The sequence below is a fragment of the Dickeya oryzae genome (assembly GCF_009372235.1).
Classification (GTDB): domain Bacteria; phylum Pseudomonadota; class Gammaproteobacteria; order Enterobacterales; family Enterobacteriaceae; genus Dickeya; species Dickeya oryzae.
Genome location: NZ_ML762922.1, coordinates 87,032 through 110,325, shown reverse-complemented (window position 1 = coordinate 110,325; position 23,294 = coordinate 87,032). Strand labels below are relative to the sequence as shown.

21 protein-coding genes and 1 tRNA gene are annotated in these 23,294 nt (G+C 51.7%); 18 read left to right on the top strand and 4 right to left on the bottom strand.

Annotated elements, in window-relative coordinates; all coding sequences use genetic code 11:
* The first annotated feature begins 1 nt into the window (after window position 1).
* The 5 genes from FAZ14_RS07885 to luxS all read left to right on the top strand — a co-directional run bounded on the left by FAZ14_RS07885 (window position 2) and on the right by luxS (window position 3,573).
* Window positions 2-78: transfer RNA gene (locus FAZ14_RS07885), tRNA-Arg, on the top strand.
* 183 nt (window positions 79-261) lie between these two features.
* Window positions 262-828: a fructose-1-phosphate/6-phosphogluconate phosphatase gene (gene yqaB / locus FAZ14_RS07880; protein WP_038925546.1), complete on the top strand. Its 567-nt coding sequence runs from the start codon at window positions 262-264 to the stop codon at window positions 826-828.
* A complete protein-coding gene (locus tag FAZ14_RS07875; protein WP_016942193.1) occupies window positions 825-1,253 on the top strand; it encodes a YqaA family protein in 429 nt (142 codons plus the stop codon). The genes yqaB and FAZ14_RS07875 overlap by 4 nt, the downstream gene beginning before the upstream one ends.
* A gap of 80 nt (window positions 1,254-1,333) precedes the next feature.
* Window positions 1,334-2,884 (top strand): glutamate--cysteine ligase, encoded by a 1,551-nt coding sequence (gshA, locus tag FAZ14_RS07870; RefSeq protein WP_016942192.1) that lies wholly within the window; start codon window positions 1,334-1,336, stop codon window positions 2,882-2,884.
* Between the two features lie 173 nt (window positions 2,885-3,057).
* Window positions 3,058-3,573: an S-ribosylhomocysteine lyase gene (luxS, locus tag FAZ14_RS07865; protein WP_016942191.1), complete on the top strand. Its 516-nt coding sequence runs from the start codon at window positions 3,058-3,060 to the stop codon at window positions 3,571-3,573.
* A 1,009-nt stretch (window positions 3,574-4,582) separates the two neighbouring features.
* Here luxS and FAZ14_RS07860 read toward each other — a convergent pair.
* The 4 genes from FAZ14_RS07860 to map form a co-directional block, all read right to left on the bottom strand.
* On the bottom strand, window positions 4,583-4,969 hold the full coding sequence (locus FAZ14_RS07860; protein ID WP_016942188.1) for a DUF3461 family protein: 387 nt from the start codon (window positions 4,967-4,969) through the stop codon (window positions 4,583-4,585).
* A gap of 123 nt (window positions 4,970-5,092) precedes the next feature.
* Window positions 5,093-5,917: a 2,3,4,5-tetrahydropyridine-2,6-dicarboxylate N-succinyltransferase gene (dapD, locus tag FAZ14_RS07855; protein WP_016942187.1), complete on the bottom strand. Its 825-nt coding sequence runs from the start codon at window positions 5,915-5,917 to the stop codon at window positions 5,093-5,095.
* 74 nt (window positions 5,918-5,991) lie between these two features.
* A complete protein-coding gene (gene glnD, locus FAZ14_RS07850; RefSeq protein ID WP_153508327.1) occupies window positions 5,992-8,676 on the bottom strand; it encodes a bifunctional uridylyltransferase/uridylyl-removing protein GlnD in 2,685 nt (894 codons plus the stop codon).
* A gap of 51 nt (window positions 8,677-8,727) precedes the next feature.
* Complete coding sequence (gene map / locus FAZ14_RS07845) at window positions 8,728-9,522, bottom strand: type I methionyl aminopeptidase (protein WP_016942185.1); 795 nt, start codon at window positions 9,520-9,522, stop codon at window positions 8,728-8,730.
* 365 nt (window positions 9,523-9,887) lie between these two features.
* On the opposite strand from map, the gene rpsB reads away from it, so the two are divergent.
* The 13 genes from rpsB (at window position 9,888) to lpxA (ending at window position 23,292) form a co-directional block, all read left to right on the top strand.
* A complete protein-coding gene (gene rpsB, locus FAZ14_RS07840; RefSeq protein WP_016942184.1) occupies window positions 9,888-10,613 on the top strand; it encodes a 30S ribosomal protein S2 in 726 nt (241 codons plus the stop codon).
* 125 nt (window positions 10,614-10,738) lie between these two features.
* Window positions 10,739-11,596, top strand: coding sequence for a translation elongation factor Ts (gene tsf, locus FAZ14_RS07835; protein ID WP_016942183.1), 858 nt, complete (start codon window positions 10,739-10,741; stop codon window positions 11,594-11,596).
* 170 nt (window positions 11,597-11,766) lie between these two features.
* The gene (gene pyrH / locus FAZ14_RS07830) at window positions 11,767-12,498 is read left to right on the top strand and encodes a UMP kinase (RefSeq protein WP_016942182.1); all 732 of its coding nucleotides are present in this window, start codon (window positions 11,767-11,769) and stop codon (window positions 12,496-12,498) included.
* Window positions 12,499-12,639: 141 nt separating this feature from the next.
* Window positions 12,640-13,197, top strand: coding sequence for a ribosome recycling factor (gene frr, locus FAZ14_RS07825; RefSeq protein WP_023639093.1), 558 nt, complete (start codon window positions 12,640-12,642; stop codon window positions 13,195-13,197).
* A gap of 201 nt (window positions 13,198-13,398) precedes the next feature.
* Window positions 13,399-14,592 (top strand): 1-deoxy-D-xylulose-5-phosphate reductoisomerase, encoded by a 1,194-nt coding sequence (gene ispC, locus FAZ14_RS07820; RefSeq protein ID WP_016942180.1) that lies wholly within the window; start codon window positions 13,399-13,401, stop codon window positions 14,590-14,592.
* 180 nt (window positions 14,593-14,772) lie between these two features.
* Window positions 14,773-15,534 (top strand): (2E,6E)-farnesyl-diphosphate-specific ditrans,polycis-undecaprenyl-diphosphate synthase, encoded by a 762-nt coding sequence (gene ispU, locus FAZ14_RS07815; protein ID WP_016942179.1) that lies wholly within the window; start codon window positions 14,773-14,775, stop codon window positions 15,532-15,534.
* A gap of 9 nt (window positions 15,535-15,543) precedes the next feature.
* On the top strand, window positions 15,544-16,401 hold the full coding sequence (cdsA, locus tag FAZ14_RS07810; RefSeq protein ID WP_153508326.1) for a phosphatidate cytidylyltransferase: 858 nt from the start codon (window positions 15,544-15,546) through the stop codon (window positions 16,399-16,401).
* Between the two features lie 21 nt (window positions 16,402-16,422).
* Window positions 16,423-17,778, top strand: coding sequence for a sigma E protease regulator RseP (gene rseP / locus FAZ14_RS07805; protein ID WP_016942177.1), 1,356 nt, complete (start codon window positions 16,423-16,425; stop codon window positions 17,776-17,778).
* A gap of 34 nt (window positions 17,779-17,812) precedes the next feature.
* Window positions 17,813-20,230 (top strand): outer membrane protein assembly factor BamA, encoded by a 2,418-nt coding sequence (gene bamA, locus FAZ14_RS07800; RefSeq protein ID WP_016942176.1) that lies wholly within the window; start codon window positions 17,813-17,815, stop codon window positions 20,228-20,230.
* A gap of 137 nt (window positions 20,231-20,367) precedes the next feature.
* Window positions 20,368-20,865, top strand: a complete 498-nt coding sequence (gene skp, locus FAZ14_RS07795; protein WP_016942175.1) for a molecular chaperone Skp — start codon at window positions 20,368-20,370, stop codon at window positions 20,863-20,865.
* Between the two features lie 3 nt (window positions 20,866-20,868).
* The gene (gene lpxD, locus FAZ14_RS07790) at window positions 20,869-21,894 is read left to right on the top strand and encodes a UDP-3-O-(3-hydroxymyristoyl)glucosamine N-acyltransferase (RefSeq protein ID WP_016942174.1); all 1,026 of its coding nucleotides are present in this window, start codon (window positions 20,869-20,871) and stop codon (window positions 21,892-21,894) included.
* A gap of 150 nt (window positions 21,895-22,044) precedes the next feature.
* The gene (gene fabZ, locus FAZ14_RS07785) at window positions 22,045-22,500 is read left to right on the top strand and encodes a 3-hydroxyacyl-ACP dehydratase FabZ (RefSeq protein WP_012770826.1); all 456 of its coding nucleotides are present in this window, start codon (window positions 22,045-22,047) and stop codon (window positions 22,498-22,500) included.
* A gap of 3 nt (window positions 22,501-22,503) precedes the next feature.
* Entirely contained in the window at window positions 22,504-23,292 is a 789-nt protein-coding gene (gene lpxA, locus FAZ14_RS07780) for an acyl-ACP--UDP-N-acetylglucosamine O-acyltransferase (RefSeq protein WP_016942173.1), read from the top strand.
* Window positions 23,293-23,294: the final 2 nt, after the last annotated feature.

Below are 23,294 nucleotides of genomic sequence, written 5' to 3'. Positions count from 1 at the left end.
TGCATCCGTAGCTCAGCTGGATAGAGTACTCGGCTACGAACCGAGCGGTCGGAGGTTCGAATCCTCCCGGATGCACCATCTCTTGATTTGCCTCCTTTCTTCTTCCTGACATTGCTATTTTTACATCGCGTATCAAACGTATGTGGCTTTCTGTCCTTAGTCATGGCCATTTCACTGTTTTTAATGGGGTTATTGAGTAAGCGACAATATTTTTACTTTGCGTTAAAGTAGTCATCTCTTTTCGATAGGTACGGAATCATGATGTACGATCGCTATCAGGGCCTCATATTCGACATGGATGGCACCATCCTTGATACAGAGTCCACCCATAGCCGCGCATGGCAACAGGTGTTGGCGAAGTACGGTATGAGCTACGACGACGATGCGATGACGGCACTGAATGGTGCGCCGACCTGGCGTATTGCTGAGGTTATTCTCCATCATCATCAATCAGACCTTGACCCGCATGTACTGGCGGCTGAAAAGGCGTTTGTGACTGAAACCATGTTGATGGATACGGTGCAACCGTTACCACTCATTGAGGTTGTCAAGGCATATCATGGTCGCCGTCCGATGGCGGTGGGGACCGGCAGTACCCATGGTCTGGCTGAGCGTTTATTACGCCACCTGGGATTGCGCGATTATTTTACTGCGCTGGTAGGGGCCGATGATGTGCAACGACACAAGCCTTTTCCGGATACGTTTTTGCGTTGTGCGGCATTGATTCAGGTTGCTCCTGAGCATTGTGTGGTGTTTGAGGATGCTGACTTTGGCGTACAAGCAGCAATCAGCGCGGGTATGGCTGTTGTTGACGTAAGAACGTTGTGAGTGAGTTCTGGGCAGTATTTTCCCTGTTCTGGAGTAGCTTTCTGAGTGCAACGCTGTTGCCGGGCAGCTCAGAAGTCGTATTGATTTCGTTGTTATCGAGCCACAGCGCTAGCCCGTTGTGGCTCATTCTGATTGCTTCTATTGGTAATACGCTCGGTGGCATCACCAATATTGTTATCGGGCGTCTGGCCCCTGAGCTTAAACCGCAAAAAGGGCTGGAGACGGCGCGCCGCTGGCTGCAGCGTTATGGTACGGCAGCACTATTGTTTAGCTGGGTACCGATAGTCGGCGATATATTGTGTGTACTGGCAGGTTGGCTGAGGATGCCCTGGGTGGGTTCAGTCATGTGTATTTTTATCGGAAAAACGTTGCGCTACCTGATCATCGCTGGTGTAACGCTGCAATGGACGATGGGAGCCGGGTGAGTTGTAATCATGATTGTTGCCCCCATATACCATCCATTATTCTTATTAACACAACTACATCTTCATAGCGGGAGGTCAATTTGATCCCGGACGTATCAAAAGCGCTGTCCTGGCTGGAAAAACATCCTCAGTCGATAACAGGGATCCAGCGTGGTATTGAGCGTGAAACACTGCGTGTGATGGCAAATGGGCATCTTGCGACGACAGGGCATCCAGAGACTCTCGGGGCGGCGTTGACTCATCCCTGGATTACGACGGATTTTGCTGAGGCGCTGCTGGAGTTCATAACGCCAGTCGACAAGGATATTGATCACCTACTGACCTTTTTGCGTGATATTCATCGGTATGTTGCCCGTCATCTGGATGATGAGCGTATGTGGCCGTTGAGCATGCCTTGCTTTATTGAAGCAGGGCAGGATATTGAACTGGCGCAATATGGATCATCGAATATTGGTCGCTTCAAAACCCTATATCGTGAAGGGCTCAAGAATCGCTATGGCGCGTTGATGCAGACCATTTCCGGTGTGCATTATAATTTTTCGCTGCCGTTAGCATTCTGGCAGGCCCGGGCAGGGATTGCCGATGCCGACAGCGGTAAGGAAGCGATTTCTGCCGGGTATTTCCAACTGATCCGTAATTACTACCGTTTCGGTTGGGTCATCCCTTATCTGTTTGGGGCCTCTCCGGCTATTTGTTCCTCTTTCTTGCAAGGTAAAGAAACCCATCTGCCGTTTGAGCGTTCAAAAGGCATGCTCTATCTGCCCTATGCGACATCATTGCGATTGAGTGACCTGGGGTATACCAATAAGTCACAGAGCAATCTCGGTATTACCTTTAATAGCCTCGAAGGCTATGTGTCTGCACTGAAAAAAGCTATCCAAACGCCCTCGCAAGAGTATGCCGGGATTGGTCTTAAGAAAGATGGGCGTTATCTGCAGCTGAATACCAACGTGTTGCAGATTGAAAACGAACTGTACGCCCCGATTCGCCCCAAACGCGTCACTCGTCCTGGCGAGTCACCTTCCGACGCATTGCTGCGTGGCGGTATTGAGTATATTGAAGTGCGTTCGTTGGATATCAACCCGTTCTCGGCGACAGGTGTCAGCGAAGAACAGGTACGGTTCCTCGATCTATTCCTGATCTGGTGTGCACTGGCGGATGCGCCGGAAATGAGTGAAGCAGAATTGCTCTGTACACGCAAAAACTGGAATCAGGTGATTCTGGAAGGCCGTAAACCGGGGCAGACGGTAGGCATGGGCTGCGATACCACGCGTCAGACGATTGCTGAGGTCGGGCGTACGCTGTTTGCGGATCTACGGCGTGTTGCAGAATTGTTGGATCAGGGGCAGACTAAGTCGTACTATCGACAAGTCTGTGACCAATTGGTGGAAGGATTCGACGACCCAGACAAGACATTCTCCGCGCGGATTCTGGCGATGATGCTGGAAAATGGCAGCGGCGGCGTTGGTCTACAACTAGCCGAGCAGTATCGAGAACAACTGTTGCAGGAGCCTTTGGAGATTCTGTCCGATGCTCAGTTTACCTCGGAGTGCGAGCGTTCATGGCAGCGTCAGCGTCAACTGGAGTCGGAGGACACGTTGAGTTTTGACACCTATCTGTCCAGACAGTAATGCTGGTAGTCGGTAAAAGAAAAGGCCACTCGATTGTCATCGGGTGGCCAAAGAAACATCTCTGATAATAGGGATGATGATAATAAATGCGCGTCTTTCATTTGTTATGACCGGTACCAGTAAGAAAAGTTTCCTGGCAACGAAAAATATATTTTTCATGAGGAGGTGGCAAGATGCCTTTACTAGATAGTTTTACTGTCGATCATACTCGTATGGCTGCTCCAGCTGTTCGGGTAGCTAAAACCATGACAACCCCTCATGGTGATACGATTACCGTATTTGATCTGCGTTTCTGTCGTCCTAATCAGGAGATCATGCCGGAGCGCGGTATCCATACTCTGGAGCATCTGTTCGCTGGATTTATGCGTGACCATCTGAATGGTGATGGTGTGGAAATTATCGACATTTCTCCAATGGGATGCCGCACCGGTTTCTACATGAGCCTGATTGGTACGCCTCAAGAGCAGCGCGTGGCCGATGCCTGGAAAGCGGCGATGGCAGATGTGCTCAAGGTTACCGATCAACGTAAAATCCCAGAATTGAACGAATATCAATGCGGCACCTATGAAATGCATTCGCTGACCGAGGCGCAGGATATTGCTCGCCATATTTTGGATCAGGGTGTTATCGTCAATAAGAACGATGATCTGGCGCTGCCGAAAGACAAGTTGGCCGAGTTGCATATCTGAGCGATGTGAATCCTTCGCGTTGTAAAAACTCGTGTTGTAAAAAAGAGAGCATTGCTCTAATGCTTGCCAGTTAAGATTTTGACGGAGGCCGCACGGATAACGTTGCGGCCTCTTTTTACTGCTCAGGGGTAATGGCGTGCACTTCGTTCTGGCAGGACTAACCCTGAGGCCATAGTTATTGTCTCTTTCATTATTCTCGGGATTTTTCCCGGCACCACACCCGGTAACAGGTTCAACTGACTTTTCAGATACAGCGCTGACCGTTTAACGCTCATCTGATAAGGTTCTACGCCATCTGTGACATCATGGACCTCAGCAGATGTAGTTGATCCCATGCTCTATGTCCCAGCAATGGTTATACGGCTCCACAATGTCAGATTTTGGATACTTCAGCGGGTCACACATTATGTCAGTATCTGTGTTGAGCTCTTTGCTGATAAGCCTTGCTGTCAGGGGAGCCGGCGTGCGCTGCCATTTTCTTTTCGCCTGTGGATATGATAGCAGTAATTCCACCAGTGCTTTTCCGTTCTGGCTGACAGCCGGGTATGTAGCAGCCTGAGTGCGTAAAAACTTTTATCAAAGAAAGGCGGGGAACAGTTTGAAAGGGGGAATAAGTTGTGCTGCAAGGTCTGCTTTACCGCACGCGGTGATACAGTTGAAAGCCACTGCTGCCAGAGCCAGATGGCCATCACTGCTAAGACCATCATTTCCATCGATAGCTGGCGTGATCATATCGGTATCGTCAAGTCACTCATCAAGAAACTCAGGGGAAAGGCGGTCCGAAGGGCTGCGAACTACTGATGAGTAAATTGGTGGATTGTATCCAAAGTCAGTCTGAGAAGCATAAAAAATCCGTAATCCTTGAGAGATTACGGATTCTTGCAGAACTGCCGGACCGATCCAGTCGATCATTTTTTTCTTACCGATCGGCATTGGCCATCAGGCCCCGTTTCTTGTCTGGCTGGCGGTGGTTGTCGTATCACCAACCGCGTTGGTGATACCCGCTAGCTTAACGTTGGGTCAGTTTTTCCAGATCGGCTTCGATTTCGCTGATCTTATTGGTGACCACGCTTTCCAGATGGCGCAGGTCAGACAGAATCTTGCGTTTCAAGTCCACTTCAGCCTGATCACGCTGGCAAATCTGATCGAGTTCATCCACGACATAACGCAGGTTGGGGCTGATCTCGTTGATTTCTTTGTAACCTTGTCCGGCATTGTCTGCCACGATGGTTTTACGCTGGCGTGGATACTTGAATTTGACGCTTTTAGCGAAGAATTCCCCTTTATCCTTGCGAAAGTAAATTTTCAGAATATCGTTGTTGGCCTCCTGACGGAGACTGTACCTGTCGATATCTTCCGGGTTGGAAATCCCAAGACTTTTCAGATTGTCGTACATAACACCACCTTTCTTGTTTTACGTCGGCCTGAAAAACTGTGCCAGTACTGTTGGTCGTGACGGCGAGACGCCGTAAAAAAATGGCAGGTTGTTACCCGCCATTCAGTTTAGTCGATAGTGGTATTAGTCGATAGTGCGCAATAACTCATTAATGCCCACTTTACCGCGGGTTTTCGCGTCCACTTTTTTCACGATCACGGCACAATACAGGCTATAGCTACCGTCTTTGGATGGCAGGTTGCCGGAAACGACCACCGAGCCTGCCGGTACACGGCCGTAATGCACTTCGCCGGTTTCACGATCATAAATCTTGGTGCTCTGGCCGATGAAGACACCCATCGAAATGACTGAGCCTTCTTCAACGATCACGCCTTCAACGACTTCAGAACGTGCGCCGATGAAGCAGTTATCTTCAATGATAGTCGGGTTGGCCTGCAGCGGCTCGAGTACGCCACCGATACCCACACCGCCGGACAGGTGTACATTTTTACCAATCTGGGCGCAGGAGCCGACAGTTGCCCAGGTGTCCACCATCGTGCCTTCGTCAACGTAGGCACCGATATTGACGTAAGAAGGCATCAGCACGGTATTACGGGCGATAAATGCCCCCTGGCGCACGCTGGCCGGAGGGACGACACGGAACCCTTCACGCTGGAAGCGTGCTTCGTCGTAACCGGCGAATTTCATGGGCACCTTATCGTAGTAGCGGGTTTCCGCGCCTTCCATCAGGTGGTTGTCATTGATGCGAAAAGAGAGCAGCACCGCTTTCTTCAGCCATTGGTGCGTTACCCACTGACCGTTGATTTTCTCAGCCACACGCAGCACACCGCTGTCCAACTGGCTGATAACCTGATTTACCGCTTCGCGCGTTACCGCGTCCACACTGGCCGGGGTGATCTCTGCGCGACGCTCAAATGCGGTCTCGATGATGTTCTGTAATTGCTGCATCCTGTTTCTCTTTCGTGATTAATCAAACCAGGCTGCGTGCCACCAATACCAAATGGCGGAACGCAGCTTAATATTTAAGAAGCTACTTTATCGTTTGGGTCGAGGGCTTCTGTCAACCGTTGTTGCAATTTAAGCCGCAATTCGGGGCTTAATGCCCGCCTTTCGCTATCAGCCAGAATAAACAGGTCTTCGACCCGTTCGCCGATGGTGGAAATGCGTGCGCCGTGCAGCGACAAGTTGAGGTCGGCAAATACTTCGCCGATCTGAGCTAACAAACCGGGCTGATCGAGAGCAATCAGCTCCATATAGCTGCGCCTGTCGGTATGGGTTGGCAGGAAGCTGACTTCCGTTGGTACGCTGAAGTGGCGCAAGCGGGAAGAAGGTCGCCGCACTCTGGGATGCTGGTAATCCCGCTGGGTCAGGGCTTGCTCGATGGCATGGCGAATCATCTCGTGCCTATCCGGTGCCAGCGGGCTGCCGTCCGGCTCCAGCACGATAAACGTGTCCATCGCCATACCGTCACGACTGGTGAATATTTGGGCGTCGTGTACGCTGAGATTCCGGCGGTCCAGCTCGCCTGCGACCGCTGCAAACAAGTAGGGACGATCCGGGCTCCAGATGAAAATTTCGGTACCGCCGCGACTGGCCTGATGGCTAATTAAGACCATCGGTTTACTGGTATCATGCTCCAGTAAATGGCGGGCATGCCAGGCCAGTTGATTGGGCGAGTGACGCAGGAAATAGTCTGCACGGCAGCGACTCCAGATATGGTAGAGCGCTTCTTCGTCGATATTGTCCATTCTTAGCAACGCCAGCGCCTGTAAACGGTGGTGGCGCACCCGTTCGCGCAAGTCTGGCGAGTTCTGCATGCCGCGGCGCAACTGTTTTTCGGTGGCGAAATACAGCTCGCGCAACAGGCTCTGTTTCCAACTGTTCCACAGCGTTTCGTTGGTGGCACAGATATCGGCCACGGTCAGGTTTAGCAGGTAACGCAACCGGGTTTCACTTTGCACCTGTTCGGCAAATTGCTGAATGACTGCGGGGTCTTGAATATCGCGTCGCTGGGCGGTGACGGACATCAACAGGTGACAGCGTACCAGCCAGGCTACCAACTGCGCTTCTCGTGAGTTCAGCCCATGCTGTGCGGCGAACTCCAGCGCGTCTTTGGCTCCCAGTTCCGAGTGATCGCCACCACGTCCTTTGGCAATATCGTGGAATAGTGCTGCCAGCAGTAATAATTCCGGTTGCGGCAAGCGCGGATACAGTTCTACGCACAGTGGGTGGGATGCGCGGGTCGCCTCTTCGGTAAAACTCTCCAGCTTCAGCAGTACCCGAATGGTATGTTCATCCACAGTGTAGGCGTGGAACAGGTCAAACTGCATTTGCCCGACAATGTTGCCCCACAATGGCATATAGGCCCACAGGACGCTGTGGGTATGCATCGGCAACAGTGCGCGGCTGACGGCGCGCGGGTGGCGCAGAATGTTCATGAACAGGCTACGGGCTTCCGGTATGGTGCACAGTGGCTGGCTCAGGTGACGACGCGCATGGCGTAAATGCCGCAGCGTGGTTGAGTAAATCCCGGTGATTTCCTGATTGCGCACCATCAGGTGGAACATGCGGATAATGGCTTCTGGCTTGCGCTCAAACAGCGTTTCATCACATAAGTCGATAAGCTGACCACGTAACTGAAAATCTTCATCCAACTGGCGAGGTTTTTCGCTGGTATCCAGCGCCAGTATGGCTTCATCAAACAGCTGCAGCAGCATCTGGTTGAGTTCACCAACCCGGCGCGTCATACGGTAGAAATCCTTCATCATTTGCTCAACCGGCGCGTTGCCTTCGCCTTGATATTGCAGCAGTTGTGCCACATTGAGCTGCCTGTCGAACAACAAGCGGTTATCGTAGCGCGGCAGGATCAGATGCAAAGCAAAGCGAATACGCCAGAGAAAACTCTGGCACTCGTTGAGCTCGTTACGTTCAGCTTCCGTCAGGAACCCGAATCCCACCATTTCGTTAAGCGATGTCGCGCCAAAGTGGCGACGAGCGACCCAGAGCAGGGTGTGAATATCTCGCAGTCCACCTGGGCTGCTTTTGATATCCGGTTCAAGATTGTAGCTGGTACTGTGGTAGCGCTGATGACGTTCGCGTTGTTCTGCAATTTTGGCGGCGAAGAAGGCTTCTGATGGCCAGAACACATCGCTGAAAATGTGCTTTTGCAGCATGAGGAATAGTGCCACGTCACCGCAAATCATACGGGATTCAATCAGGTTGGTGGCGACGGAAATATCCGCCCGTCCTTCTTCCAGACATTCATCCAGCGTACGCACACTGTGTCCAACTTCCAGCCGCAAGTCCCACAGCAGGGTGATAAACGTCCCGACTGCCTGCGACTGCGCATCGGTGAGCCTGTTCTGGCTTAACACCAACAGGTCAATATCCGACAGCGGGTGCAACTCTCCGCGCCCGTAGCCGCCTACCGCGACCAGTGCGGTTTGTGATGTACTTTCAAACCCATAGAACCGCCACAGCCGCTGCATCAGGTGGTCGATAAATAGCGTGCGGGCGTCAATCAGTGCTTCGGCACTCACACCTGCTTTGAATTCTTCCGCCAGCCAACTCTGAAACTGTTCCAGATGCGTTTTCAGCGTCTGACATTTCAGCATGTCATCCGTGAAGGTTAGCGGTGAAGCGGGAATGGGGTGAGCCGTGGAGGGCGCAGAGCCGGTGATATCATGCGGGGAGTTGTTGTCGATCATGTTGCGCCACCATAAACAAAAAAAAGCCGGCGTTAGCCGGCTTATGCTCAATTATTCCTGATGCGTGATGATGTTGGGGATGGTGTCATCCTTACGCAACGTCATTATTTCGCAGCCGTTTTCAGTCACCACAATAGTATGCTCGTATTGCGCCGACAAGCTACGATCCTTGGTTTTTACCGTCCAGCCGTCTTTCATGGTACGAATGCGGTAATCACCGGCGTTAACCATCGGTTCCACGGTAAACACCATACCCGGTTGTAACACGACGCCGCCGTCGTCGGCATCATAATGGAGTACCTGCGGTTCTTCATGGAAACCGCGACCGATACCATGGCCACAGTACTCGCGCACCACAGAGAAATCCTGCGCTTCGACGTATTTCTGGATTTCGCGGCCCAGAGTGCGTAACCGGATACCCGGTTTTATCATCCGCAGCGCCAGATACAGGCTCTCCTGCGTTACTTTGCACAGGCGTTCCCCCAGAATCGTCGGTTTGCCGACGATGAACATTTTGGAGGTATCGCCGTGAAAATCGTCTTTGATCACCGTAACGTCAATGTTGACGATATCGCCGTCCTTGAGGGTTTTGTCATCGCTCGGAATACCGTGACACACCACTTCATTGACAGAAATGCAGACGGACTTGGGAAAGCCGTGATAACCGAGGCAGGCGGAAATCGCATTTTGCTTGTTGGTGATGTGGTCGTGGCAAATGCGGTCCAGTTCACCGGTGCTCACGCCGGGCACCACATAAGGCTCGATCATCTCCAGCACTTCCGCCGCCAGGCGGCCAGCCACACGCATTTTTTCGATGTCTTCAGAGGTCTTTATTGATATTGCCATTGAATTCAGTCCGCAGGTATCGTCATTTCGACGAAAGAGGGTCAGTAAATAGTGATTTATGGTATCAGCCCAGCCTGACACTGCCAAATCATCATTCCGTCATGGGACTGTCATCGCGGGCAGGATGTGTGGCGGTAGAATGCAACAAAAGTTGGTGTCCGGGGGCGGTTTATGGTATAAAGCGCGCCGGTGTTCCGGCTGGAATTTCAGATGACTGAGTTCCTGTCGGTTCAAACTGAACTCACTATGTGTATAACACACACGTGTCGACACATTCACCGGGGTGCCTGTAATGGTTTTCCATTCTGGTCGGTGTAATGGGACACGTGGAGGCATAACCCCATACTTAATCTATAGAGGTAATCATGGCAACTGTTTCCATGCGCGACATGCTCAAGGCTGGCGTACACTTTGGTCACCAGAAACGTTACTGGAACCCGAAAATGAAGCCATTCATCTTCGGTGCTCGTAACAAAGTTCACATCATCAACCTTGAGAAAACAGTACCGATGTTCAACGAAGCCCTGGCTGAGCTGAGCAAAATTTCTTCCCGTAAAGGCAAGATTCTGTTTGTTGGTACTAAGCGCGCAGCAAGCGAAGCGGTAAAAGAAGCTGCTATCAACTGCGACCAGTTCTTTGTGAACCATCGCTGGTTGGGCGGTATGCTGACTAACTGGAAAACCGTTCGTCAGTCCATCAAGCGTTTGAAAGATCTGGAAACTCAGGCTCAGGACGGCACGTTCGACAAGCTGACCAAAAAAGAAGCGCTGCTGCGCACCCGTGAACTGGACAAGCTGGAAAACAGCCTGGGCGGTATCAAAGACATGGGCGGTCTGCCTGACGCGCTGTTCGTTATCGACGCCGATCACGAACACATTGCTATCAAAGAAGCAAACAACCTGGGTATCCCGGTATTTGCAATCGTTGATACCAACTCCGATCCGGATGGCGTTGATTACATCATCCCTGGTAACGACGACGCCATTCGTGCAGTAAGCCTGTACCTGAATGCTGTTGCTGCTGCTGTCCGTGAAGGCCGTTCTCAGGATCTGGCTGCTCAGGCAGAAGAGAGCTTCGTCGAAGCTGAATAATAAGGCCAGCTCTGTTGAGCCCTTATTAACCAGGTATTGACATATGTTGGTTAGGGGGCCTTGTCGGGCCCCCTTTTTACTTATCTCTTACTTATCTCCGCCACGAGATAACCGAGGAAAAGATAATGGCTGAAATTACCGCTGCCCTGGTAAAAGAACTGCGCGAACGTACCGGCGCAGGCATGATGGAATGTAAAAAAGCTCTGGTTGAAGCCAATGGCGACATCGAGCTGGCAATCGACAACATGCGTAAATCTGGCCAGGCTAAAGCTGCGAAAAAAGCGGGTCGTGTTGCCGCTGAAGGTGTGATCCTGACCAAGATTGCCGCTGACGGCAAATACGGCATCATCGTTGAGCTGAACTGCGAAACTGACTTCGTAGCAAAAGACGCTGGCTTCAAAGCGTTTGGCGAAGAAGTGGCTACCGCTGCACTGAACGAGCGCATCACTGACGTTGACGTTCTGAAAGCGAAATTCGAAGAACAGCGTACCGCGCTGGTAGCGAAAATCGGCGAAAACATCAACATCCGTCGTATCGCTGTGCAGACTGGCGACGCCCTGGGTTCTTACATGCACGGTGCTCGCATCGGCGTTATGGTTGCTGCTACCGGTGCTGACGAAGAGCTGATCAAGCACATCGCTATGCACATCGCTGCCAGCAAACCGGAATACGTCAACGCTGAAGACGTACCGGCTGACGTGGTTGCTCGCGAGCATCAGATCCAGTTGGATATCGCCATGCAGTCCGGCAAGCCGCGCGAAATCGCTGAGAAAATGGTTGAAGGCCGTATGCGTAAATTCACCGGCGAGATTTCTCTGACCGGTCAGAACTTCGTGATGGACCCGAACAAAACTGTTGGTCAATTGCTGAAAGAGCACAATGCTTCTGTGAGCAACTTCATCCGTTACGAAGTGGGTGAAGGTATCGAGAAAGCTGAAGTTGACTTTGCTGCTGAAGTCGCAGCAATGAGCAAACAGTCTTAATAAAAAGGGAGCCGCCAGTTGGCGGTTCCTTTTTATCCAGCCAAGCTATTCGCGATACCCGTAATTCGTGATACAAGCAATTTCGTGGCATCTGGCCCCTTATCAATGGTGCGCCGGGTGTGGCAGTAATAACCCCCAGTACGATGACAGCCTGTTAGGACAAGAACACCATGGCAACCAACGCAAAACCCGTATATCAACGTATCCTGCTGAAGCTGAGTGGCGAAGCGCTGCAGGGATCTGAAGGTTTCGGTATCGATGCGAGCATTCTCGATCGCATGGCCCAGGAAATTAAAGAGTTGGTTGAATTGGGCATTCAGGTCGGTGTGGTCATCGGTGGTGGTAACCTGTTCCGCGGCGCGGGTTTAGCCAAAGCAGGCATGAACCGCGTGGTGGGCGATCATATGGGGATGTTGGCAACCGTGATGAACGGTTTAGCGATGCGTGATTCGCTGCATCGTGCTTATGTCAACGCCCGTTTGATGTCGGCCATTCCGCTTAATGGTGTGTGTGACAATTACAGTTGGGCTGAAGCTATCAGTCTGCTGCGTAACAACCGTGTGGTGATTTTTTCTGCCGGTACCGGCAACCCCTTCTTTACCACCGACTCAGCGGCTTGCCTGCGTGGCATTGAAATCGAAGCCGACGTGGTATTGAAAGCCACCAAAGTAGACGGCGTTTTCTCTGCTGATCCGGTTAAAGATCCTAATGCAACGCTCTACGAATCACTGAATTATCAGGAAGTCCTGGAGCGTGAGCTCAAAGTCATGGACCTGGCCGCCTTTACGCTGGCTCGCGACCATAATCTGCCAATCCGTGTGTTCAATATGAACAAGCCAGGGGCGCTGCGTCGTGTCGTGATGGGCGAAAAAGAAGGGACGTTGATCAGTAATAACGGCTAACGTCTAATTTAAGGTAATATCTTGTTTTGGTGACACAAGATTGCGCCTATATTGTCAGCCTGCTGCTGGCAATCGATGATTCGCTGGGTCATGCAAGCCGTGCGTGACCTGACTGGCAACCAGTTTTCAAGGGTTCACAACGTGATTAATGAAATCAGAAAAGACGCCGAAACACGCATGGATAAATGCGTAGAGGCTTTCAAGAACCAGATCAGTAAAGTGCGTACTGGTCGTGCGTCCCCTAATCTTCTGGATGGTATCCATGTGGAGTATTACGGTAGCGCAACGCCGTTACGCCAGTTAGCCAATATCGTGGTGGAAGACTCCCGCACGCTGGCTGTCACTGTATTTGACCGGACCCTGGGCCCGGCGGTGGAAAAAGCTATCATGGCATCCGACCTGGGGCTGAATCCGATGTCTGCCGGTACGGTTATTCGTGTTCCGCTGCCGCCGCTGACGGAAGAACGCCGTAAAGATCTGATCAAAGTGGTGCGTGGTGAAGCAGAGCAAGGGCGAGTGTCGGTGCGTAACGTTCGTCGCGACGCTAACGACAAGCTCAAGGCACAACTGAAAGATAAAACCATCAGCGAAGACGAAGAGCGTCGCGCTCAGGATGACGTCCAGAAACTGACTGACGGTTTTATCAAGAAGATTGACGCCGCTCTGGCGGAGAAAGAAAAAGAACTGATGGATTTCTGATTCATCGATTCGTTACAGCGCCGCTGGCAGGTGTGCAGTATTATCTGCTCCTTCCGCGGCGTTTTGTTTTCCAGCTTTTTTAATGCGGGATGTTTTGCGTAACGCCACGCATTTTCACACCAGCCTCATCGACAGGTCGGCGTTGACGTTACAGACTGGCACCACGCCTGTCATCAACCCCAGCTTTATCAGGTCATATTCATGAAGCAACTGACAATCCTCGGCTCCACCGGTTCTGTTGGCGTTAGTTCACTGGCCGTGGTCAGAGCCAATCCAGACAAATTTTCGATAATGGCATTGGTCGCCGGGCGTAATGTTTCGCTGATGGCGGAACAGTGCCTGGAGTTCTGTCCGGCGTATGCCTCAATGGCTGATGAAGATGCCGCGCGCGAACTGCGTATCCGTTTACGTGAGGCGGGCAGTCGAACGGCTGTGCTATCAGGCGCGCAGTCTGCCTGCGAGCTGGCAGCGTTGGATGGGGTCGATCAGGTGATGGCAGCGATTGTCGGTGCTGCAGGGTTGTTGCCGGCACTCGCGGCCATTCGTGCGGGTAAACAGGTTCTGCTGGCGAATAAAGAATCGCTGGTGACCTGTGGTCGCCTGTTCATGGACGAGGTGTCGAAGAACGGGGCGAGATTGTTGCCAGTCGATAGTGAACACAGTGCGATTTTTCAGAGTTTACCTGAGCCAATCCAGCGGCAACTGGGATATGCTTCGTTAACGCAATACGGGGTTGAGCGAGTGGTACTGACCGGTTCAGGTGGGCCATTTCGTGAGATTCCGCTTGCTGCATTGGAGAGTGTCACTCCTGAACAGGCGTGCGCCCATCCAAACTGGTCTATGGGGCGAAAGATTTCGGTGGATTCCGCCACCATGATGAATAAGGGACTGGAATATATCGAAGCGCGATGGCTATTTAATGCCTCGGAATCACAGATGGAAGTGGTTATCCATCCCCAATCCGTTATCCACTCCATGGTGCGTTACCGGGATGGCAGTGTGATGGCGCAATTGGGTACACCCGATATGCGAACCCCCATAGCCTATGCGATGGCTTACCCTGAGCGTGTTTTTTCCGGCGCACCGGCGCTCGACTTTAGCCGGTTGGGCGCGTTGACCTTCTCTGAGCCGGATTTTCAGCGCTACCCTTGTCTGCGTCTGGCGATTGAGGCGTGTAATCAAGGGCAGGCTGCTACGACGGCACTCAATGCGGCAAATGAAATTGCGGTTGCGGCATTTTTACAATCCGGTATTCGGTTTACCGATATCGCCGCAGTCAATCAATGCGTGATGGAACAACTGATATTACCTGAGCCGCAAAGCGTTGATGATGTGTTGTCTATCGATACCTGGGCAAGACAAGCAGCAGAAAATGTATTGCGGCGTTATCAGTGACCTGACGCGGGTGTGTTTGTTCACATGCGCCTGAAATGGTATAGTCAGCGCCGCTCGATGCAGGTGGTTATTGATAAAATACCACGTTGATGAAAGCTGTGTGTTCACAGCTTTTTTATGCTGTCAGGTTTGCCTGCGACTGGATAATCATTTTCTTGCTTGAGGAAATCAATACACGCTATGCCCGCCGAAAATCAACACGGTAATCAAAAGGTGTTACCTAACGGCCCTCGTCATGTCGCGATCATCATGGATGGCAATGGTCGCTGGGCTAAACAGAGGGGAAAGCTGCGGATCTCCGGTCATCAGGCGGGAGTGAAGTCAGTACGCCGTGCGATCAGTTATGCGGTCAGCCAGAACCTTGAAGCCTTGACGCTATACGCATTCAGCAGCGAAAACTGGAACCGCCCGGCACAGGAAGTGTCTGCGTTGATGGAGCTGTTTGTGCGCGTATTGAATAGCGAAGTCAAAAGCCTGCACAAGCACAATGTCCGTTTGCGAGTCATCGGTGATATTAGTCGATTCAGTAGTCGATTACAGGCACTGATCCAACGTTCTGAAGCGATGACAGAAAATAATACGGGCCTGACTCTGAATATTGCTGCGAATTATGGCGGCCGTTGGGATATTATCCACGGAGTCAGAAAAATCGCCGAGCAGGTTCAGGAAGGTATACTGCATCCTGATACTATTGATGAGTCAACTCTGAATCGTTACATGTGCTTAAACGATCTGGCTCCGGTTGATTTGCTAATAAGAACCAGTGGAGAGCATCGCATCAGCAATTTCCTGCTATGGCAGATTGCGTATGCAGAACTCTATTTTACCGATGTTCTCTGGCCAGATTTTGACGAACAAACCTTTGAAGGTGCCATTCATGCCTTTGCTCAACGTGAGCGTCGCTTTGGGGGAACTACGCCTGACGATGCAGATGCATCGTAGGGGGTATTTTTGCTGAAGTATCGCCTGATTACTGCGCTGATTCTTATTCCTTTAGTTATTGCGGCGCTTTTTTTTCTGCCGCCGTTGGTTTTTTCTCTGGTGACGCTGGCTGTTTGTATGCTGGCTGCCTGGGAATGGGGTCAACTGGCTGGTTTGGTTTCTTGCACACAGCGAATCTGGCTTTCCATTGCCTGTGGTTTTCTGCTGGCAGCGATGATGCTGACCTTGCCGGATTACCACTATTCCATCACGTTTGTGCCGGTCTGCCTGTCCCTATGGATTTCTCTTGCCTGGTGGGGCGTGGCGCTATTACTGGTGCTGTTTTATCCCTCTTCCGCTGCAATGTGGCGACATTCCCGTGCGCTGCGTTTGTGCTTTGGCCTTCTGACTATCGTGCCTTTTTTCTGGGGTATGTTGGCGCTGCGCCAATTCGAATATGAAACCAATCCTTTTAGCGGTGCCTGGTGGTTGTTGTATGTGATGGTGTTGGTGTGGGGCGCTGACAGTGGTGCTTATCTGTTTGGCAAGCTGTTTGGTCGGCGTAAACTGGCACCCAAAGTGTCGCCTGGAAAAACCCGGGAAGGTTTCATCGGTGGGCTGGCAACATCTGCAATGATTGCGTTACTGTTTAGCCATTATGCGCCATTGTCTATCTCAACCTTTACCCTGTTGGTGTGCTCTATTGTCGCGACACTGGCCTCGGTATTGGGGGATTTGACGGAAAGCATGTTCAAGCGTGAGGCCGGTATCAAGGATAGCAGTCACCTGATCCCGGGTCACGGTGGGGTACTGGATCGTATTGACAGCCTGACTGCAGCCATACCGGTATTTGCCTGTCTGATGCTGCTATTGTTCAAGGCTGTTTAGGAATACAGGTAGAGTCGGTTTATGCTGAATGTTCTCTGGAGCCTGGCTGCATTCGTTGTCGCACTCGGTGTGCTTATCACCGTGCATGAGTTTGGGCATTTTTGGGTTGCCCGTCGTTGCGGTGTTCGCGTCGAGCGTTTCTCCATCGGTTTCGGGAAGGCATTGTGGCGTCGACGTGACCGTCAGGGCACCGAGTATGTCATCGCGCTGATTCCTCTGGGCGGTTATGTGAAAATGCTTGATGGTCGGGTCGATGACGTTCCTGAAGAACTTCGGCATCGGGCATTCAACCACAAAACGGTCTGGCAACGGGCAGCTATTGTTAGTGCCGGCCCGATTGCCAACTTCGTGTTTGCCGTTATTGCCTACTGGCTGGTGTTCATCATTGGTGTGCCGGGTATCCGCCCGGTAGTGGGTGAGGTTTTGCCCGGATCGATTGCTGCACAGGCGCAAATTTCACCGGGAATGGAACTAAAGTCGATTGATGGCATCGAAACGCCTGACTGGGATAGCGCGCGTCTGGCTTTAATTGGCAGGATTGGCGAACCTGACGTGGTTTTCGAAACCGCACCGTTAGGTTCCACCAGTACAGAGGGCAAACGGCTTGATCTGCAACGCTGGCATTTCGATCCAGAACGGCAGGATCCGGCGGTGTCGCTGGGGATTATACCGAAAGGGCCTCAGGTTGAAGCGTTGCTGACTCAGGTTCAGCCCCGTTCTGCCGCTGAAAAAGCGGGTTTGCAAGTCGGGGACAGGATCGTTAAAGTCGATGGTCAATTGCTGGCTCGCTGGCCGCAGTTTGTCATTGCCGTGCGTGATAACCCTGGCAAACCGATTGCGCTGGAGGTGGAAAGAGGCGGGGATACGCTGTCCGTTACGCTAATACCAGACAGTAAAACGGTAGGAAAAGGGCGGCTGGAAGGGTTTGCCGGTGTAGTGCCGAAAGTGACCCCTTTGCCTGATGAGTACAAAACCGTGCGCCAGTATGGGCCGTTCAGCGCCATCTATGAAGCTGGGAATAAAACCTGGCTGTTGATGAAACTGACAGTCAGTATGCTGGGTAAGTTGATTACCGGCGACGTGAAGCTGAATAACCTGAGCGGTCCGATTTCTATCGCACAGGGGGCGGGCATGTCAGCAGATTACGGATTGGTGTATTACCTGATGTTTTTGGCGCTGATTAGCGTCAATCTGGGAATTATCAATCTGTTCCCTCTGCCGGTACTGGATGGTGGTCATCTGCTCTTTCTGGCGATCGAAAAGCTAAAGGGTGGACCGGTTTCCGAGCGTGTGCAGGACGTCAGTTATCGCATTGGCACGGTGTTGCTGATGATGTTAATGGGGCTTGCACTTTTCAATGATTTCTCCCGCCTGTAGGCGTGGATTAGGTTAGGAAAAACGCATAACAACGATGGCGATGAAAAAGTTGCTCATAGCGTCGCTGCTGTTTAGCAGCGCCACCGTATACGGTGCAGACGGGTTCGTAGTGAAAGATATTCATTTCGAGGGCCTGCAGCGGGTTGCCGTCGGTGCAGCATTGCTCAGCATGCCTGTTCGGGTGGGGGATACTGTCACTGACGAGGATATCGGTAACACCATTCGGGCTTTGTTTGCGACCGGGAACTTCGAGGATGTCCGTGTCCTGCGTGATGGGAATTCGCTGCTGATTCAGGTCAAAGAGCGTCCGACCATTGCCAGCCTGACCTTCTCCGGCAACAAAGCGGTGAAGGAAGAAATGCTCAAGGGGAACCTTGAAGCATCGGGTGTGCGCGTCGGCGAAGCGCTGGATCGTACCACCTTGTCCAACATTGAAAAAGGGTTGGAAGATTTCTACTACAGTGTAGGTAAATACAGCGCCACAGTGAAGGCAGTCGTGACTCCGCTGCCTCGCAATCGTGTTGATCTCAAACTGGTGTTTACCGAAGGGGTATCTGCCAAGATCCAGCAAATCAATATCGTCGGTAATAAATCTTTCAGTTCCGATGAGCTGGTTTCCCGTTTCCAGTTACGCGATGAAGTGCCGTGGTGGAACCTGGTGGGAGATCGTAAATACGAGAAACAGAAACTGTCTGGCGACCTGGAAACGCTTCGCAGTTTCTATCTCGATCGTGGTTATGCGCGTTTCAATATTGACTCAACGCAGGTGAGCCTGACGCCGGATAAAAAAGGCATTTACATCACTGTCAACATTACCGAAGGTGACCAGTACAAACTCTCGGGTGTGGTAGTGCGTGGCAATCTGGTAGGACATGCCACTGAAATTGAAAATTTAACCCGTATCCAACCGGGGGAGCTGTATAACGGCGCCAAAGTAACCCGGATGGAAGAGGACATCAAAAAGCTGCTGGGACGTTACGGGTATGCGTATCCCCGCGTGGTGACGCAGCCGGAAATCAACGATACCGACAAAACGGTACGGCTGAGCATCAATGTGGATGCGGGTAACCGCTTCACGGTGCGCCGTATCCGTTTTGAAGGCAACGATGTGTCCAAAGATTCTGTACTGCGCCGTGAAATGCGTCAGATGGAAGGTGGCTGGCTTGGCAACGATCTGGTGCAACAGGGTAAAGAGCGACTGAATCGTCTTGGGTATTTTGAAAGTGTCGATACCGAGACCCAGCGCGTGCCCGGAACACCGGATCAGGTTGACGTGGTGTACAAGGTCAAGGAGCGTAATACCGGTAGCCTTAACTTCGGTATCGGCTTTGGTACTGAAAGTGGCGTCAGCTTCCAGGCTGGTGTGCAGCAGGACAACTGGCTTGGAACCGGTAACTCAGTAGGCATTAGTGGGACTCGTAACGACTACCAGACCTATCTTGAGTTATCGATGACAGACCCGTACCTTACGGTAGATGGCGTGAGTCTCGGTGGTCGTGTTTTCTACAACAACTTCAAAGCGTTGAATGCTGATCTGGCCGATTATACCAACAAAAGCTATGGTGTCGGTTCAACGTTGGGCTTCCCGATCAACGAAAACAATTCGTTACGCTTGGGTCTGGACTACGTGCATAACTCTTTATCGGATATGAAACCTCAGGTTGCGATGTGGCGCTATCTGAATAAATCCGGTGTCGATCCAGATCCTCGCTCGACTTCCAGAGCCAGCTTCAGTGCTAACGATTTCTTCCTGACGCCAGGGTGGACTTACAACGATCTTGATCGTGGTTACTTCCCGACCGCTGGTAATCGTGTCAACCTGAACACCAAGGTGACGTTGCCGGGTTCGGACAACAAGTACTATAAAGTAACCTTTGATTCGGCCAGTTATTTCCCGCTGAGCGAGAGTCGTAACTGGGTGATAATGGCGAGAAGCAAGGCGGGTTATGCTGATGGGCTGAGCGGCAAAGAAGTGCCGTTCTACGATAACTTCTTTGCGGGTGGCTCCAACACCGTACGTGGTTTCCGTTCTAACACTATAGGCCCGAAAGCGGCCTACTACACTGGATGTAATACATCGGATGTGTCGTCGTGTAATATTAACCCGTCGAAGATGTCTGATGCTGTGGGGGGGAACGCGATGGCGGTGGTCAGCGCTGAGTTAATCGTTCCAACACCGTTTATTAGCGATAAGTACGCTAGCTCTGTGCGTACGTCGTTCTTCGTTGATGCTGGTACCGTGTGGGATACGCATTGGGAAAATACCGCGCAGACGCTGGCCGCTGGCGTACCGGATTACAGCAAGCCTGGCAACATTCGTATGTCTTCGGGCCTTGCCGTGCAGTGGGTTTCACCTCTGGGGCCATTGGTCTTCTCTTACGCTCAGCCGTTTAAGAAGTATGATGGGGATCGCTCCGAGCAGTTCCAGTTTAACATTGGTAAGACCTGGTAAACGGGCTGCGTAGGTTTGAGTTTGAAAGGAAGATGTATCGGCATCCGGTGGCGATTTGAGCATATAGCTTGACTGCCGATGCCGTAATTACGATAAGCGCGTTCAGCGCAGAAATACTTAGGGTAAGGAGTTTTAACGTGAAAAAGTGGTTGTATGCCGCAGGGTTGGGTTTAATGCTGGCCGTTTCTGCGGGTGCTCAGGCTGCTGATAAGATTGCGATTGTCAATGTTTCCAGCATCTTCCAACAGTTGCCGCAGCGTGAAGCCGTAAGCAAACAGCTGGAAAACGAGTTCAAAGGCCGTGCTGCAGAACTGCAGTCCATGGAGCGTTCTCTGCAGGAAAAAATGCAGAAGCTGCAGCGTGATGGTTCTACCATGAAAGCCAGCGATCGTTCCAAAATGGAAAGCGACGTGATGTCTCAGCGTGAGCAGTTCTCCAGCAAAGCTCAGGCTTTCGATCAAGATAATCGCCGTCGTCAGATGGAAGAGCGCAACAAAATCCTGAGCCGTATTCAGGACGCGGTAAAAGCGGTTGCTACCAAGCAAGGCTATGACGTGGTTATCGACGCTAACGCGGTTGCCTATGCCGACAATGCGAAAGATATTACTGCTGACGTGCTGAAACAGGTTAAATAATCCATGTTTTCAATTCGACTGGACGCCTTGGCTCAACAGTTGGATGCACAATTGCACGGTGATGGCGATATCGTCATCACCGCTGTTGCTTCTATGCATTCAGCACAAGCTGGACAGATTACATTTTTATCCGATAGCCGCTATCGTGAACAACTGAGCAGTACCCAGGCTTCAGCAGTGGTACTGACGCAAGCGGATTTGCCGTTCTGCAATAATGCCGCTGCACTTGTGGTAAAGAATCCTTATTTGGCCTATGCGCGTATGGCGCAGTTGATGGATACAACGCCGGCGCCTGCACAGGGGATCGCACCTTCAGCGGTGATTGCTCCTGATGCGCGTTTAGGAGATGGGGTTTCGATTGGGGCTAATGCAGTTATTGAATCCGGCGTTGAGTTGGGTGACGGCGTCGTGATTGGTGCCGGTTGCTTCGTCGGTAAGCATGCCCGTATTGGTGCGGGCACCCGGTTATGGGCCAATGTGACGATTTACCATAACGTTGTTTTGGGCGAGCAGTGCTTGATTCAGTCCGGTGCGGTAATCGGTTCGGACGGATTTGGGTATGCTAATGATCGTGGCAATTGGATCAAAATTCCCCAGTTGGGAACGGTCATCATCGGCGATCGTGTTGAGATCGGTGCCAGTACCACTATTGATAGAGGGGCGCTGGACGACACCATTATTGGCAACGGTGTCATCATTGATAACCAATGTCAGATTGCACACAACGTTGTGATTGGGGACAATACCGCAGTTGCTGGTGGGGTAATCATGGCGGGCAGTCTGAAGATTGGCCGGTATTGCATGATTGGCGGCGCCAGCGTGATCAATGGTCACATGGAGATTTGCGACAAGGTTACAGTCACAGGGATGGGGATGGTCATGCGGCCGATCACCGAGCCGGGCGTTTATTCATCCGGGATCCCATTACAACCGAACAAGGTCTGGCGCAAAACAGCCGCGCTGGTGATGAATATTGACGAGATGAGTAAACGACTCAAGGCTGTCGAGCGTAAGCTCGAAGACCGTTAATCGTCCGTATTCGTAGCCCTGTGTTTCGGGTGTAAGACTCACGCCGATGTGCGTAATTTTTGTTTGCGGCCTGCATGTTGTTCCTCCGTTGTTGGGGAATACGCAGGCCGTGTTGTTCATGCTATCGTTTTTATTGACAGGAAGAGTATTTTGAATACAGACACGCATACTCTGCATATCGAAGAGATTCTGGATCTACTACCACACCGCTATCCGTTCTTGCTGGTGGATCGTGTACTGGATTTTGAGAAAGGAAAATTCCTGCGAGCGGTAAAAAATGTTTCTTTTAACGAGCCGTTCTTTCAGGGGCATTTCCCTGGCAAACCGATTTTCCCCGGAGTGTTGATTCTGGAAGCAATGGCGCAGGCTACAGGTATTCTGGCGTTTAAGAGCCTGGGTAAGCTGGAGCCGGGTGAGTTGTATTATTTTGCTGCCGTAGATGAAGCACGTTTCAAACGTCCGGTTGAACCCGGTGACCAGATGATTCTGGAAGTTGAGTTCATCAAGGAGCGCCGTGGTATTGCGCGTTTCAAAGGCGTTGCTAAAGTTGATGGTGAAGTGGCTTGTGAAGCGGAAATGATGTGCGCTCGTCGTCGGGAGGGCTGATTAGTGATTGATCAAACCGCCTTTATTCACCCCAGTTCCATTGTTGAAGATGGCGCTGTTATCGGTGCCGGTGTGCATATTGGTCCATTTTGCCATATCGGTGCGCAGGTTGAGATCGGGGCAGGTACGGTACTGAAGTCCCATGTCGTTGTTAACGGCATTACCAAAATCGGTTGTGACAATGAGATTTATCAGTTTGTCACGATCGGTGAGGTCAATCAGGACCTGAAATACGCCGGTGAGCCGACCCGTGTTGAAGTGGGCGATCGTAACCGTATCCGTGAGAGTGTGACCATTCATCGTGGTACCGCGCAAGGCGGTGGGTTGACTAAAGTCGGTAACGATAACCTGCTGATGATCAATACCCATATTGCTCACGACTGTGTTGTCGGCAATCGCTGTATTCTGGCGAATAACGCTACGCTGGGTGGTCATGTCAGCGTTGATGATTTCGCGATTATTGGCGGCATGACAGCGGTGCACCAGTTCTGCGTCATCGGCGCGCACGTGATGGTGGGCGGTTGTTCTGGCGTAGCGCAGGATGTCCCTCCGTATCTGATAGCACAAGGCAACCATGCCACGCCATTTGGTATCAATATTGAAGGGCTCAAGCGCCGTGGGTTTGAGAAAGAGACCCTGCACGCTATCCGCAATGCGTACAAGTTGATCTACCGCAGCGGTAAAACGCTGGATGAGGTGAAACCTGACCTCGAAGCTCTGGCGGCAGAGCATCCAGCGGTACAGGCCTATCTTGATTTCTTTACCCGCTCGACGCGCGGCATTATTCGATAAGA